15 protein-coding genes are annotated in these 15,001 nt (G+C 62.3%); 9 read left to right on the top strand and 6 right to left on the bottom strand.

The genetic code is table 11. The annotated features are described in order from the left end of the window. Nucleotides 1-115: 115 nt before the first annotated feature. Both AAGQ88_RS10015 and AAGQ88_RS10020 read left to right on the top strand, forming a co-directional pair. Complete coding sequence (locus tag AAGQ88_RS10015; protein ID WP_342655174.1) at nucleotides 116-1,018, top strand: manganese catalase family protein; 903 nt, start codon at nucleotides 116-118, stop codon at nucleotides 1,016-1,018. A gap of 63 nt (nucleotides 1,019-1,081) precedes the next feature. After that, nucleotides 1,082-1,255 (top strand): hypothetical protein, encoded by a 174-nt coding sequence (locus tag AAGQ88_RS10020; protein ID WP_285423431.1) that lies wholly within the window; start codon nucleotides 1,082-1,084, stop codon nucleotides 1,253-1,255. A gap of 68 nt (nucleotides 1,256-1,323) precedes the next feature. Here AAGQ88_RS10020 and AAGQ88_RS10025 read toward each other — a convergent pair whose 3' ends face one another. From AAGQ88_RS10025 to AAGQ88_RS10040, 4 genes are all read right to left on the bottom strand, one after another. Further along, entirely contained in the window at nucleotides 1,324-1,650 is a 327-nt protein-coding gene (locus AAGQ88_RS10025; RefSeq protein WP_342655175.1) for a hypothetical protein, read from the bottom strand. A gap of 14 nt (nucleotides 1,651-1,664) precedes the next feature. Continuing rightward, on the bottom strand, nucleotides 1,665-2,666 hold the full coding sequence (locus AAGQ88_RS10030) for a class I SAM-dependent methyltransferase (protein WP_342655176.1): 1,002 nt from the start codon (nucleotides 2,664-2,666) through the stop codon (nucleotides 1,665-1,667). Next, nucleotides 2,663-4,039 (bottom strand): iron-containing redox enzyme family protein, encoded by a 1,377-nt coding sequence (locus AAGQ88_RS10035; protein ID WP_342655177.1) that lies wholly within the window; start codon nucleotides 4,037-4,039, stop codon nucleotides 2,663-2,665. Before AAGQ88_RS10035 ends, AAGQ88_RS10030 begins: the two co-directional genes overlap by 4 nt. Nucleotides 4,040-4,208: 169 nt before the next feature. Further along, nucleotides 4,209-5,195, bottom strand: a complete 987-nt coding sequence (locus AAGQ88_RS10040) for an ABC transporter substrate-binding protein (RefSeq protein WP_342655178.1) — start codon at nucleotides 5,193-5,195, stop codon at nucleotides 4,209-4,211. Between the two features lie 605 nt (nucleotides 5,196-5,800). Between AAGQ88_RS10040 and AAGQ88_RS10045 the strand changes: the two genes are divergently transcribed. From AAGQ88_RS10045 to proB, 6 genes are read left to right on the top strand one after another with little or no spacing between them, the layout of a single operon-like run. Further along, nucleotides 5,801-6,649: an ABC transporter ATP-binding protein gene (locus AAGQ88_RS10045; RefSeq protein ID WP_342655179.1), complete on the top strand. Its 849-nt coding sequence runs from the start codon at nucleotides 5,801-5,803 to the stop codon at nucleotides 6,647-6,649. A gap of 31 nt (nucleotides 6,650-6,680) precedes the next feature. Beyond that, nucleotides 6,681-7,430, top strand: a complete 750-nt coding sequence (locus tag AAGQ88_RS10050) for an ABC transporter permease subunit (RefSeq protein ID WP_285423437.1) — start codon at nucleotides 6,681-6,683, stop codon at nucleotides 7,428-7,430. Nucleotides 7,431-7,435: 5 nt separating this feature from the next. Further along, complete coding sequence (locus AAGQ88_RS10055; protein WP_342655180.1) at nucleotides 7,436-8,167, top strand: ABC transporter permease subunit; 732 nt, start codon at nucleotides 7,436-7,438, stop codon at nucleotides 8,165-8,167. Nucleotides 8,168-8,211: 44 nt separating this feature from the next. Beyond that, entirely contained in the window at nucleotides 8,212-9,048 is an 837-nt protein-coding gene (nadC, locus tag AAGQ88_RS10060) for a carboxylating nicotinate-nucleotide diphosphorylase (protein ID WP_285423439.1), read from the top strand. A 5-nt stretch (nucleotides 9,049-9,053) separates the two neighbouring features. Then, nucleotides 9,054-11,099 (top strand): phosphonate metabolism protein/1,5-bisphosphokinase (PRPP-forming) PhnN, encoded by a 2,046-nt coding sequence (phnN, locus tag AAGQ88_RS10065; protein ID WP_342655181.1) that lies wholly within the window; start codon nucleotides 9,054-9,056, stop codon nucleotides 11,097-11,099. A gap of 49 nt (nucleotides 11,100-11,148) precedes the next feature. Next, nucleotides 11,149-12,252: a glutamate 5-kinase gene (gene proB / locus AAGQ88_RS10070; RefSeq protein WP_342655182.1), complete on the top strand. Its 1,104-nt coding sequence runs from the start codon at nucleotides 11,149-11,151 to the stop codon at nucleotides 12,250-12,252. Nucleotides 12,253-12,318: 66 nt separating this feature from the next. Here the strand turns inward: proB and AAGQ88_RS10075 are convergent, their stop codons facing one another. Further along, on the bottom strand, nucleotides 12,319-13,716 hold the full coding sequence (locus AAGQ88_RS10075) for a sugar porter family MFS transporter (RefSeq protein WP_342655183.1): 1,398 nt from the start codon (nucleotides 13,714-13,716) through the stop codon (nucleotides 12,319-12,321). A gap of 195 nt (nucleotides 13,717-13,911) precedes the next feature. Next, on the bottom strand, nucleotides 13,912-14,271 hold the full coding sequence (locus AAGQ88_RS10080) for a hypothetical protein (RefSeq protein WP_342655184.1): 360 nt from the start codon (nucleotides 14,269-14,271) through the stop codon (nucleotides 13,912-13,914). Nucleotides 14,272-14,423: 152 nt separating this feature from the next. Here AAGQ88_RS10080 and AAGQ88_RS10085 point away from each other — a divergent pair, with 152 nt between their 5' ends. After that, complete coding sequence (locus tag AAGQ88_RS10085; RefSeq protein WP_342655185.1) at nucleotides 14,424-14,903, top strand: VOC family protein; 480 nt, start codon at nucleotides 14,424-14,426, stop codon at nucleotides 14,901-14,903. Nucleotides 14,904-15,001 lie beyond the last annotated feature (98 nt).

Genomic DNA, 15,001 nt, shown 5'->3' on the forward strand with positions numbered 1-15,001 from the left:
CTCTGATGATATGAGCGTTGCACTAAACCTCTTTTAAACCGTCCGCGATAGTTGTGCGCGTTGTTATCGCCTGAAAACAAGTTGAACCCGATCTTAGCCTAAGAAGGAATGAACCATGTTTCTGCATAACAAAAGACTGCAATACACCGTCCGTGTCGCCGAACCCAACCCTGGCCTGGCCAACTTGCTCCTCGAGCAATTTGGTGGCGCGCAGGGCGAACTCGCCGCCGCGACCCGCTACTTCACTCAGGCGTTGGCAGAAGAAGATCCAGGTCGCAAGGACCTTCTGCTGGACATCGCGACAGAAGAATTGAGCCACCTGGAAATCATTGGCTCGATCATCGTCATGCTCAACAAGGGCGCCAAAGGCAAGATGGCCGAAGGCGTTCAGGAAGAGGGCGAGCTCTATCGCGACCTCAACGGCGCGGGCAATGACTCGCACATCACCAGCCTGCTTTACGGTGGCGGTGCGCCACTGGTGAACTCGGCCGGGGTGCCGTGGACGGCCGCGTACATCGACACCATCGGTGAGCCGACAGCGGACTTCCGCTCGAACATCGCCGCCGAAGCGCGGGCCAAGATCGTCTACGAGCGCTTGATGAACGTCACCACTGACCCTGGCATCAAGGATGCGCTGGGCTTCCTGATGACCCGTGAAATCGCTCACCAGTTGTCGTTCGAGAAGGCGCTGCATTCCATTCAGCCCAACTTCCCGCAAGGCAAGCTGCCGGGGATGCCGGAGTTCAGCCGCACCTACTTCAGCATGTCCAACGGCGAGCCGAACGTTCGCGGTCCATGGAACAGCGATGCCGAGTTCGAGTACGTCGAGAACCCGCATCCGGCGGTGGATGGCGGCGACGGCACCGCTTCGGTGACCTTGAGCGAGGACGAGTCGGTCACGCTGACCATGATGAAAGAGCGCACCAAATCCGACCTGGGTGCCGATCCGGTGACCGGTGCCGATCTGGGCTCAGGTTATGGTCAGGGCGTCGAGTCTCAGACTGACCCTGTCTTGTAACTACCCAGGGGCCGCAGCGTGATGCTGCGGCCTTTTCTATTTCCGATAGCGAGGATCCGACCCATGGCACCCAGCGCCCGTAACCGCCAAAACCTGGTACCGCAGACCGATGACCGAGTGGCCGACGAGTTTGATCGCAGTGCCCGCAGCTTCGAGTCTCAGGCTACGGCTCTGACTCGCGGTCTGCACACGGCATTGTTCATTCAGAAATTCAAGAAGGGTCTGCTGCGTTCATAGCAGTGCGTGCGTTCTTGGCCCGCGTCATGCGCGGGCTTTTTTTTGCCCGGATTCCGCCTGACGCTCGATCAGCTCACTTCGCCAAGCAGCGCCTGATACCAGGCACTGTAGGGCGTGTTGTCGACCTTGAAACGGTTGAAATCCGGGGCGCCATCTTGCCACCACACCGGGCCGCGTTCGCCGAGCGCGATCTTCGCGGCGTTGACCCGAAGCCGGGCTGCCTTGAGGGCCGCGTCGTCTTGGGCATGTTTCGCGGCCTTCACCGCCTGCCGCGCGGCCATCAGATCATGGACGCGCTGTTGTCGGTCATCGGCGCAAAGGGAGGGGTTGGAGCAACGCCACAGACGGCCACTGACCACGAAGTAGCGGCCGTCCGGCGTAGTCGGGTATTTCACGGGCGCGCCTTGGCTCAGCGCCGTTTGGTGACGGTCAGCACCACGGCGGCGATTCGCTCGGCTTTGCGGTAGGTCTCGGTGTCGAGTTCTTCGCCAAAAACGTCAGGGTCCATCTCGCGGTATGACCACGCCAAATCCTCCCGATCGATGAGAGGACGCGCCTGTTGCAGAAACAGATCGACCCCCTCGACGCTTGGCGCGCCGGTGTACAGCACCAGACTACCGCCGGGCGTCAGCCGTTCGATGGCCTGCGCCATGATGCGCACCGACAATTCCGAGCCCAGGTGCTCGCCGCCATGGCGATAGGCACGTTGCTGGGTGTCTTGCATGTACGGCGGGTTTGCCACGATCAAGTCGAACTCGCCCGTGGTGCTTGCCAAGATGTCGCTGTGATAGGCCGACACATTGTCGGTGCCGGCCAGCGAAGCATTTACCGCGGTAAAGCGCAGCGCCGTCGGATTGATGTCCACCGCAAGCACTTGGGCATCGCGACGCGCCCTGGCAATGAGGATAGCGCCGACGCCGCTGCCGCAGCCGATGTCCACGGCAGTGCGGATCGGGTGCGTCGACGTGCGCAGATGTTCCTCGATTGCCTGGGCGAAGCGATAGGTATCCGGCCCGAAAAACACCGAATCATGGGCGACGGTGGGGAAGCTTGAATGTACGAACAGCAGACCGTCCAGGCTCGACCAGCGCACGTCGCTGACCCACAGGCCGGCGTGCGCGCGCAGTACGCCACTGGCAAGCAGGGGCTGAATGCGTTCGTCAGGCAGCAGCCCGTTTTCGAACGAGCGGCTCCAGCCAAAAATGTCCCGCAGGCTGCGCGCCGTGCGGTTTTCCTCACGCTGATTGACGCGCTCATGGGTCAGCGGCGTAACGGTCACGAACCTATAGTCCTCCGCCTGCAGGTACTGACCCAATTGCAGCAGCGCCAGATCGCGGGTTTCGTTCAAGCGCTCCGCGTCCACGACATCGGCGGTGTCCAGGGTCGGTTCGAGGGTGTAGGTCTGATTCATCGTGTCAGGCTTCCATGGGAAAGGTGCTGGGCAAAGGTTCGGGTCGCGGCCAGCCCGTCGGGCGTGGGGTGCGAATCGGGAGCGATCAGCGCAATCAGCCTCTCCATCGGCTGCACGGTGGCCACCTCAGGCTTGATGTCGGGGGCGACGGCAGGAGTTGCCGCCATGGCCTTGCGGCGGAAGCGCGTACGGAACGGGTTGGCCTGACGCGCCGGGTCGCCGGGCTGCCACTCGCCTGCGATCCAGTCCCGAAGCAGCTGCATCTCATAGCCGTTGAACACGCCGAACATCACCGAACCGGGACCGTCGATCAATTGCCAGAAGCGGCTGTCCTGCGGATCCTGGTTACGCTTGATCCAGCCGCGATTTTCCAGTGCGGTCAGAAACTCCCGGCTCTGGCCGGGGGTGGCGAGCCACTCGTTCACTGTGCGGCCTTCCAGTCGGCAGTAATCGGAATGCATGTGCTGGCCGAAGGTGCTTTTGGCTTCGAGCATGGCAACCACTTCCTGCTCCAGGTCGAACGCTTTGATGACATCGCACGAGCCCTTGCCCAGGTCGTTGAGCAGATAACCGGCGCGCAGCCGCTGCAGAAACGTCGAACGGCTTTCGTCGGTGGGCAACAGGTCCAGCACCGCTTGCACAGCCTTGTGCGCATGACCGGTGCTGGCATTGTCGATGGTGACGTGCAGGGTGAAATAGTACGGGTCGATGCCCAGCTCGCTGAGTTCGAACGAGGTGATCAACAGGTGCAGCGGCAGTTGTTCATAACCCAGGTTGTAGCCGATCACCTCGGGCAGGAATTCGTCCGACAACTGGCCCAGCGCCAACTGGATCGTGCCCTGCAGATACAGCTCATCGGCCAGCGGCGCATCGGCGGCGCAATCATTCTCGATGAGCAGATTGCGGTAGAGCAGCACATGGTTCATGGCCGGATCGCCGTCACCCAGTTCTTCAAGGTAGGTGCGAATCAAGCCGTGGTAACGCCAGTCGTCGGCATGCTTCACGCTGCCATACAGCCAAGCACCGTCCACCAGCTTGCTCGGCGCAACATGCTGCAGGAAGTACAGCGCGTGGGCCTTGTTGGTGAAGAATGAGCGGCCCTTGCCCGCACGTCGGTCATCCAGATACTGCCCGTAGCGCTCCGCCACTGAACGACTGTTCTCGCTGACCCAGTCGGGGAGGGCGTCGAGGTCGTTGGGCAAGTTGCACGGCAGGCCTATGGCCTGATCGAGCTGCCGATGAAGGAATCCACGCACAGCGTCCTGACTGACTTCAGCAGGCGTGCGCAGAAGGCTGGTGTAGAGCGAATGGACCGACGCCTGCGGCGCCTGGGCGGTGGCAGAGCGCTCGGAAAGGAGCTGTAACGATGTCATGGGTGACCTGCTGACTTTTCTTGATATGTACGTCAGAGACAGGCCTGTGGCGATAATTCAAAAGAGTTTGAAAGAGGTCGATGACCGACACGCCGGACGGACAGCGACCTCCTGCCGAGCGACCTCAGCACGCGACGTGTTTCGTGCACAGGATCGCTGGACGGACGGGTTATTTCTGCAGGTCGGTCGGCAAGTAAGACTTGTCCATGATCGCAGCCCAGTCGACGTTGCCTTGCAGTTCACCATTGAGGCGCAGGGCGTCGGCCATGCGTTCCAGCTCGGTGAGGTTGAAATCGCCCTCGCTCCACATGTGCGGGTCAATCATGTTGTCCACCGCTTCTTTGGCGATGGCCGGCTCGAGCTTGAAACTCTTGGCCAGAATGTCGGCGGCCTGTTGCGGGTTGTCGTAGATCGCCTTGACGCCCATTCGCCGGCCTTCGATGATCGCTTTCAGCTTGTCGGGATGGGCCTTGGCGAACTCCCGGGTGGTGATGCCAACGGAGGTGGTCATCGGCGGCAGCAGATCGCTGGATTTATAGAGCGTGTCGTACTGGTTCTTGCGAATGATCGACAGGGGCTCGATCAGTACCGCTGCGTCCACGGCTTTCTGATCCAGCAATGTGAGGCCGTTGACGTAACCGCCGGACGCAACGCGGGTGACACTGCCGGCGTCGACGCCTTTGGCTTTGAGTGACATCAGCAGGAGCATTTCCGACACGCCTTTGGGCGAGGTGATTGCGACCTTCTTGCCCGTCAGCTGACTAATGTCCTTGATCGGTGAGCCCTTGACGGTAACCACCGAAGATTCGGCAACGGAGCGCGTGCCAATGTTGACGATCACCAGGTCCAGCCCCTGACGCTGAGCGGCGAGGGCGGCGGCCACTGCCACTTCACCATAAGGCGTATCGCTGGCCAGGATATTGCGCACGGTGGTGCCGCCACCGCCTGAACCCAGAATGCCAGTGATGTCGATACCGGCTTTCTTGAACAGGCCGTTTTCCATCGCCACCGCGTACGGCAATCCGTACAGACTGGTGCCCCACTGGGTCACCGATATTTCATCGGCGCGTGCGAATGACGCCACCAGCGATAACGCTGCCAGGCCGATGGCGGCAAATGTTCTGGTTGAGCGAAAACGGGATTGCTGTGCGGTCATTCTCGAAACTCCTAATAGCATCGGATGCTTGGGTCATGGCAAGAAATGAGGCTGAGCGTGAGTTCTTTTAGTTTCTGTACGCTATTAAAGGTCTCGGAGCAAAATGCAGGCCAAATCTGCGTTGAGACTGAGCACGAAGTTTTAGTTATTACAACTGTTTGATTTAAAAATGAAAGTTAAGCGATATGTTATGGGGCGCCGATATTCGGCGCACCCGGCGCCTATAAAGGAAACAAGCGTATACATTGTTTTGTGCGCCATATTGGCTCTTTCGGCGACGGTGGGCGGCGTCCTGCTTTGGTGCGAGTCGCCCGGATTCAGCACTACGCTGGAGCGAGTAGTGTGTACCTGATAAAAGTTGGGCCTTGCGGGAGATCCAAAGTTGTCGGCTTAGCCGATAGATGCCTGTCTAATTGAACATTTAATCAATAAATAAATTCATATAAATCAATCGTCTTATTTCATTAAGACCATACTTCAAAGTGGCAGGAAGCTTTCTGGCGTCTATCTTGCTATGTCATTCATATCTAGCGTATGCGTTGTAATTTGAACGCTTTCAGCCTTGTCAGGCTCAAGTCTCACCAGCCGATCTGGAGGAGTGAAGAATGACGTTTGCATTGAAAGGCGGGTCGGTTGAACCGTTGCGGGTGGCCCCGGATACTCGCACACCGCATGTCACCTTGAGTCAGGTGACTCGTTCATTCAAAAAGGCTGGCACCAAAGAGATGTTTGCCGCGCTGGGGCCTATCGATCTGACCTTGAACAAAGGCGAGTTCTTCTCCGTGGTGGGGCCTTCGGGCTGCGGCAAGTCAACGCTGATGGATGTGCTGTCGGGCCTGGCGCGGCCGACCTCGGGTGAAGTGATGTTCGAGGGCAAAGTCATCACCAACGTGCCGGATGGCGTGGGCGTGGTGTTTCAGGAAGACGCCTCGTTCCCTTGGCTCACCGTCCACGACAACATCGCCTTCGGCCTGCGCCGCAGCGGCGTCGAGGGCGCCGAGGTCGAGCGCCGGGTTGCCTACGCACTGGGCTTCATGGGGCTGCGGGATTTTGCCGGCGCGTACCCGGCGCAATTGTCCGGCGGCATGCGTCAGCGGGTCTGCATCGCGCGCACGCTGGTCATGCAGCCGCGGCTCATTCTGATGGACGAGCCCTTCGGCGCGCTGGATCAACAGACGCGTCTGCTGATGGGCGACGAACTGCTGCGGCTGTGGCGTGAAACCGGTGCCACCGTTCTGCTGATCACCCACGCGCTGGACGAGGCCGCAATGCTCTCGGACCGGGTGGGGGTCATGTCATCGCGGCCGGGACTGTTCATCGACATGGTCGAAACCGGCTGGGACCGTGACCGCGACAGCCGAGTGGTGTCGACGCCACGCTTCGGCGAAATCAATGCGCGGCTGTGGGACAAGCTGCGGGTCGAAACCATGAAGGTCATGGGCGCCCGGCATTGACCCGCTTCGGCGATTTTCGGAGGACGTCGATTTGAACATCGAAAGCGTACTGCGCGCCCTGTTGGTCGCAGGCTTCATCGGCTTGATCGAGTTACTGTGCCGCACCCATGTCATCCCCCAGAGCGTGTTGATCGCGCCGTCGCAGATGCTCACCCATCTGGTCTCGGTCGTCTCGGCCGGCGTGTATGGCAAAGACATTCTGTTCAGTTTCACCAACATCGCCGTGGCAGCGCTGCTGGCGATCGTCAGCGGGTTTCTGGTCGGGCTGGCGGTGCATTCGATGCCGCGCTTGCGTGCCGCCCTCGAGCCACTGCTGGCGAGCTATTACGCGGTGCCGACGTTCATCTTCTACCCGGTGTTCATCGTGGTCTTCGGCGTCGGTCACGGCTCGATCATCGCCATTGCCGTGCTGCTGGCAGTGGTCGCGATGATCACCGCGACGCTGACCGGACTCGACCGCATTCCCGGCGTCCTGCGCAAGAGCGCGGCGGTGATGCGCATGTCGCGCCTGCAGACCGCCTGGCGCATCGAGCTTCCTGCGGCGCTGCCGTACCTGTTCGGCGGGGTCAAGCTGGCAGTGGCGTATGCGTTCATCGGCGTGATCGCTTCGGAGTTCATCCTTTCCGGGTCCGGCATCGGCTACGCCATCGCGTTCGCCTACAACAACTTCGAAAGCGACAACATGTACGCCCTCATGTTGCTGGTGTTGATCAGCGTGACGTTGATCAACGCGGCGCTCAACTACTTCGACCGTCGCTTGCAAGCGCGTCGTCAACGGTGACCGGCATGCAGAGAATTCTTCCGACGGTTCTTCTGGTGGTGGCGTTGATCGCTGCCTGGCAAGTGCTGCATCTGGTGATCGGGGCCGGTGCGCTGACCTCGCCGTGGATGACCGTGTCCCATCTGGTCTCGATGATGGCCACGGGCGATCTCTGGTCCAATGTCGGCGCAACCGCCAAGGCGTTCGTCTACGCCATGGGCCTGGCGCTGATCGGCGGCATCGTGCTGGGCGTGCTGCTGGGCGTGAATCGCCTGGCCGGGGCTGTCGCCGAGCCGATCCTGCTCAACCTGTACGCCATTCCCAAAGTCACGCTGTACCCGCTGGTGCTGCTGTGTTTTGGCCTGGGGCTGTCATCGAAGGTGGCCTTCGGCGTGATGCACGGGCTGATCCCGATTCTGCTGTTCACCATGAACGCCATCCGGCAGATGCGCCCGGTTTACCTGCGCACCGCTGGCACCCTGCGCCTGACGCCCATCCAGTCGCTGGTCCACGTGCTCTTGCCGGCGATCCTGCCGGAGGTCGTCGCCGGCGTCCGGCTGGGCTTTGCGCTGACCCTGCTGGGCGTGCTGATCGGCGAAATGTTCGCCTCCCAGCGCGGCCTTGGCTACATGGCGGTCAACGCGATGGGGTTGGGCGATATCCCCACCATCATGGCGGTCGCCCTGTTGATCACGATCATCGCAGTCACCTGCAACAGCCTGATGCTGATGCTCGACAAGAAGCTGCAGCACCGCTAACCGACTCTCACACCGAACTGTATCCACACATAGGGGTAACCACGATGTACGACGTATTCCAGACTGACCGACTCATCGACCTTTGGCTGACCGAAGACATCGGCTATTGCGACCTGACCGCGCAAGTCATGATCGAGCCGGAGGAAACCGGTGCCTTCTACATGAACGCCCGGGAAACCCTGATCGTTTCCGGTATCGAGATCGCTGCCCGTGTGTTCAAGCGCTACGATCCGACGCTGGAAGTGATCGTGCGGGTCAAGGATGGTGAGAAGATCGAAGCAGGCACCGTGATGATCGACGTTCGCGGTAATGCACGCAGCGTGCTGACCGCCGAACGCACCGCGCTGAACATCGTCCAGCGCATGTCCGGGATTGCCAACGAGACCGCCAAGTATGTCGCTGCCGTGGCCGGCAGCAAGGCGCGCCTGATCGACACCCGCAAGACCACGCCGGGCCTACGCATGCTGGAGAAGCACGCGGTCACCTGCGGCGGCGGCCTGAATCACCGTCTGGGGCTGGACAACGGAGTGATGATCAAGGACAACCACATCGCGGTGTGCGGCGGCATCACCCAGGCGGTGCAGCGGGCGCGCCGGCAGTTGCCGGTGCTGACCAAGCTGGAAGTGGAATGCGACAGCCTGACCCAGGTGGCCGAGGCGCTGGAAGCGAACGTTGACGTGATCATGCTCGATAACATGAGCGTGGCCGACATGACCGAAGCGGTCAAAATGGTCAACGGCCGCACCAAACTCGAAGCATCCGGCGGCATCAATCTGTCTACCATCGGCGCGATCTCGAAAACCGGCGTCGATTACATTTCGACCAGCAAGCTCAATCAGGCGGCGGTGTGCGTCGACATCGGTCTGGACGAGGCGGAGTAAGGCACATGGCGCAGGGCATCTTCTTCTTTGTCGTCGGCCCCAGTGGCGCCGGTAAGGATTCATTGATCGAAGGCGCCCGCGCCCACCTCGGTGAGACCGGCCGTTATGTGTTCGCCCGCCGCACCATCACCCGTCCCACGGGGGCGCCGGGCGAGGACCATAACGGCGTCACCGACGACCAATTCAGATCGTCCGTGAGCGCCGGGGAGTTTCTGATCACCTGGGAGGCGCACGGGCTTTCATACGGCTTGTCGACCGATCTGCTGACGGCCCTGAGCAACGGTCGCAATGTCATCGCCAACGGCTCGCGCAAAATGATCCGCGAACTGGCCGGTCTGGTGCCCAGGCTGGTGGTGGTGGAGGTCACGGCCAGCGTCGACGTGCTCGCTGCGCGGATCCTCGCCCGAGGGCGCGAGACTGCACTGCAGGCCCGGGCGCGGGTCATGCGGCAAGTCGAGCCGCTGCCGGTGGATATCGAAACCCTGCGCGTGAGCAACGACGGCACCCTCGAACAAGGCATCACCCGCTTCATGCACGCCCTGGCCAACGCCTCCCAGCGTTTGCGCCTGCGCCGGGTGCCGGTGTCCACCGGCCTGGAACGCGTCGCTTACCTGCCGATGCACAGCGCGGTGCTTTCGGCGGCCGATTACCTGGGCGGTTCAAAAGTGGATTTGCTTGTGGACGGTAAATCCTTGAGCGTGCAGATCCACGGCCTGGACAGCGCCACCTTGCTGGCCGCCGACGAAATAGGCCTGAGCGAAGAGGCCTTTGCGCACTGGAATGTTGCCGAGGGCGCCGAAATTGCCCTGCGCCGGACACCTTCGCCAGCCAGTCGCCAGGCGCTGATCAAAAAGGTCCAGGGCCATGAGCTGGGCGAGGCCGAGTACGACATGCTGCTGCGCGACATCATCGAGGGACGCTACACGGACGGCGAAATCAGCGCCTTTCTGGTCAGCGCCACCCGCGGCCTGTCAGACGCCGAGGTCATTGCGCTGGCGAAAGTGCGGACCCGCTTCACGCCCACGCTGCACTGGGATCGTCCGATCGTGGTCGACAAGCATTCCATGGGCGGCGTGCCGGGCAGTCGCATCACGTTGCTGGTGGTGCCGATCGTGGCCGCCCACGGCATGGCGATGCCCAAGACCTCTTCGCGGGCGATCACGTCGGCGGCCGGCACGGCAGACGCCATGGAGGCGGTGGCGCGGGTGGACCTGACGGTCGAGGACGTGCAGCGCTGTGTCGAGCAGGCTGGCGCGTGCATTGCCTGGAACGGCCGGCTCAACCATTCGGTGGTCGACGACGTGATGAACGCCATCACCCGACCACTGGGCATCGACTCCAATCGCTGGTCGGTGGCCTCGATCCTGTCGAAAAAGCTCACCGCCGGATCCACCCATGTGGTCGTCGACATTCCCTACGGCCCACGCACCAAGCTCAAGACCCAGGCACACGCCCGCGAGTTGGGCGATCTGTTCGAGCGCGTCGGCGCCGGGCTCGGGCTGACGGTCGTTGCATTTGCCACCGACGGCAGTCGGCCCATCGGACGGGGCATCGGGCCGTCACTGGAAGTGCGAGATGTGCGTCAGGTGCTGGATAACGACCCGACGGCGCCGCAGGATCTGCGCGACAAGGCGGTGTTTTTCGCCGGGCAGATTCTGGCCTGGGACCCGGCCGTGGGCAGCGTCGAAGCCGGTCGCGAGCTGGCGGCATCGCTTCTGAGCAGCGGTGCAGCGCGCGCCGCATTCGAGCGGATCATCGATGCGCAAGGCCGAAAAACCCCGGCGCTGCCCGGCAAGATGACGTACGCGGTGCATGCCAACGCTGAGGGTCGGGTCACCGAGCTGGACGGCTGGCGCATCGGCGAAATCGCCCGTCGTGCGGGTGCGCCACTGGACAAGACCGCCGGTATCGACCTGTCTGTCAGGCAGGGCGACAACGTGACAAAAGGGCAGGTCCTCTACGTGATTCACGGCTCCAACGCGGCCGATCTTGAGTCTGCCAGCGTGCTGGCGCAGATGAGCAGCGGCGTGACCATTGCGCCGACGCGGTGAGTCGGCACGCGGGTTGCACGCGTCAGAGGCTGACAACGGAGATGAATGTATGCGTGAACAATTAGCCGCGACCCGGCGTTGGGTGGTCCATGTCGAGAGTCGCTTGATTGGCGGCGCAGGCGGCCTGAATCACGAGGCCGTGCAGCGCCTGGCGGCACAGTTGGCGTCCTTGCGTCAGCGCGGCATCGAAGTGGTCGTGGTGTCGGCCGGCGCCGCCGCCTGTGCAGGCTCGAGCCAGGCCGCGCCGTTGCCGCTGCACGAGACCCAGGCACTGGCGGCCATCGGACAGATCCGGTTGACCAATGCCTGGGCCGACGCCTTGCAGGGCGTCGGATTGCAGTCGGCGCAGATCCTCCTGACTCAGGACGATCTGTCCCATCGCAAGCACTACCTCAACGCCCGCAGCACAATGCAGGTGCTGCTGGGCATGGGCGTGATTCCGGTGGTCAGCGAAAACGGCACCATTGCCAGCCACGGCATCCGCGCCGGCGACACCGACAGCCTTGGCGCGCTGGTGGTCAATCTGGTGCAGGCCGATGCCTACGTCATGCTCACCGAACTTGAAGGTTTCCTGACCCTGGCAGCGGACGCCGCGCACACGCTGATCGACCAGGCCAGTGCAGGGGATGCGGCACTGGATCGCTGCGCCCACGACATGACCGAGCGCTTCGGTTACGACGTGCGTTCGTGGCTGCGTTCGGCGCGTCTGGCGGCGCGCTCCGGGGCACACACGATCATTGCCGACGGTCGTCGACGCGGTGTGCTCGAGGCCATCGCGAGCGGCGCGTCGGTGGGCACCTTGCTGCTCTCGGACACCCATCCGGCGGCCTCGCGCGGGCGCTGGCTATCCAATCAATTGCCGATGCGCGGGGTGCTTGAGCTGATCGCCGGCTCCTACGCTGGAATAACCCAGGAGGGCGGCGTCACGGCGTTGATGATCCTGCGTGTGGAGGGCGTGTTCCAGCGCGGGGATATGGTGATCTGCCGAGGCCCGGACGGTGCCGAGCTGGCAAGGGGGCTGGTCAATTACAGTGCTCAGGAGATCCAGCGTCTGCGCGGGCAGTTCGTCGAGGCGTTTGCGCGACAGATCGGCTATGTCGCCGAGCCGGACATCATCAGCCGCGAAAACCTGGTGGCATTCGCGGCCAACTGAGCAAGCGGCTGAACCTCGCACGGTTCGGGCCCGCCACCGCAGATATGACGCGGTGGCGGCGCTGGATCACTTGGGCAGGAAGGTGCCATCGCGCAGGCTGCGCTCGATGTCTTCCAGGCTGCGCCCGCCGGTCTCCGGCACCAGAAAATAGATGAACACCCACGCCAGCGCGTTCAGACCGGCGTACACCCACATGGCGCCACCGACGCCCAGCCAGTGGGTCATCGTCAGGGCGGTGCCGGTCAGCAGCAGGTTGGAACCCCAGAGCATGGCGGCATGCAGGCCGATGGCCTGATCGCGGATGGCGATCGGGTAGATTTCCGCGCCGGTCAGCCAGCCGATCACCTGAATGCCGCCGGCGTTGAAGACCATGAAAACGATCAGGCAGCCGATGATCCACCAGGCCTGAGTGTCGCCCGCCAGATTGAAATGCAGCACCGCACCCAGCACCAGCAGACTGACCACCGCGCCCGGAATCATCGCCAGGCTCAGGGTGCGCCGGCCAGTGTGATCGACGATCATCTTGCCGACGAAGGTCATCACCAGATACGTCACCGCAACCCCCAAGGCCGACCACAGCGCAGCCGAAGCGCCAAAGCCTGCGTTCTTGAGGAAGGTGGGGGTGTAATAGATCATCATCTCAATGCCGCTCAGCTGGGTGAACGCGGCAATCCCAAGGCCTGCGACCAGCGCCGGCCTGACCCAGCGTTCCTTCAGCGCGGCCCAGCCGACGTTAGGCAACTGGTCACGCTTTTCCACGACTTCCTGAATGTCGGCGATCTCTTCCTTGACCTCGCGGCGAGTCTCGCGCACCAGCGACAGGGCTTCAGCCGCGTCGCGGCGACGGTCGTTCTCCACCAGCCAGCGCGGACTGCCCGGCAGCTTGCTCATGCCCAGCAGCAACAGCAGCGACGGCACCAGGGCAATGCCTATCATCCAGCGCCAGTCGAACAGGTTCTGGCCGGCCACGCCGACAATGGCTGCCAGCAGAATGCCGACGCCGATGGAGACGTTGAAATAGGTCACCAGCCGCCCACGTTTGTCCGAAGGCGCCAGTTCGGCGATGTACGTCGGTACGATCTGGGTCGAGCCACCGACCGCGAAACCCAGCACCAGTCGCGCCGCAGCCAGGCACCAGACGTTGGGCGACAGCGCGGCGGCGAGCACGCCGATGCAGTAGATCGCCGCGACGATCATGATGGTGGTGCGTCGGCCACGGCTGGCCGACAGGCGAGTGGAACAGATCGCGCCGATCACCGCGCCGAGCAGAATCGCTGCGGTCACCCATTCCTGAGCGCGATAGTCGAGCTGGAAGTCATTGGCAATCTGCGGCAGGGCGCCGGAGATGATCCCCGTGTCATAGCCGTACAGGCCGCCGGCGATCGCGGCGACGGTCGCAATGACGGCCATGTAGGTCTGCGGTTTGAGGCCTGTACTGGAGGCCGTGTCAGCGGTCGTGGTCATGGGTCATCCTTTGCTCAGCGATCGTCTGCGCAGAAGGCGTAGACGATGGTGGCACGGTGATGCGTGCCTTGAGGGGATTGACCATTAACCTGCTGAAACGGTTCCGTTGCGGTGGCAGCGGGGTTTTTCAGCGCTCGGCGTATTCAAGAACGGGCGAAGGCCGGTGACATCGCAGACGCCGGCCCTCGCATGCATTTACCAGCGACCGTTACCACGCGAGTGGTCGTAGCCGCGGTCATATCCCCTGTTGTAGCCGCGGTCATGGCCATGGTTGTAGTAGCCGTGGGGCGGCGGTGGGGCAAAACGGCGATATTCCACGCGTTGCACCGGCACGTAGGCGACAGGCTGGTAGCGCGGTTGATAACGCGGCTGTGGCCGGTAATCGTGACGGTGCGATGAGTGGCCGCCGGAACTGGCAATCACCGTCGCGAGGACTGCGCCTACGGCTGCTCCGGCGATGACGGGCACGACCACATCGCGCTCGTTCGCGGATGCCGTTCCTGCGGCAACCAGTAAACCGGACAGGATCAGGGCTTGGGTCATCTTCGAAAGCATGGGTGTCTCCTTTGGCGAGAAAGTGGGTTCGCCATAGACGTATGAAACACCGGATTCGTGTAAACGCAGGTCTGGAACAGGTAAAGGTTGAGTAAATCGGCCTGCTGATCGTGGCTAGACTGGACAGGTCAACCCTGTTCGGAGATCGACTCATGAACAATAAAAATACCCTCTGCCTCTGGTACAACGGCGACGCCCAGGAAGCCGCCCGGTTCTATGCCCAGACCTTTCCCGACAGCGCGGTCGGCGCCGTGTATCTGGCGCCTGACGACTTCCCTGCCGGCAAGAAGGGTGACGTGCTCACTGTCGAGTTCACGGTGATGAACATCCCGTGTCTGGGCCTCAACGGCGGACCGGAATTCACTCACAGCGAGGCGTTTTCGTTTCAGGTCGCGACCGAGGATCAGGCCGAAACGGATCGGCTGTGGGACGCCATCGTCGGCAACGGCGGCAAGGCCAGCGTCTGCGGCTGGTGCAAGGACAAATGGGGACTGTCCTGGCAGATCACGCCTCGGGTGCTCACCGCTGCCATTGCCGATCCCGATCCCGCCGTGGCCAGCCGTGCCTTCAAGGCGATGATGCAGATGACCAAGATAGACATTGCCGCGATTGAAGCCGCGCGCAAAGGCTGACGTTTCAGCGCGGAGTCGGTGCGCGCCTTGCACGACTGGTACGGGGAGGGCGTACCCGTCGTGCGAATCACCCAGCTGAACCTCGGGGCACTGAAAAA

The organism is Pseudomonas sp. F3-2 (genome assembly GCF_038804275.1).
Lineage (GTDB): Bacteria > Pseudomonadota > Gammaproteobacteria > Pseudomonadales > Pseudomonadaceae > Aquipseudomonas.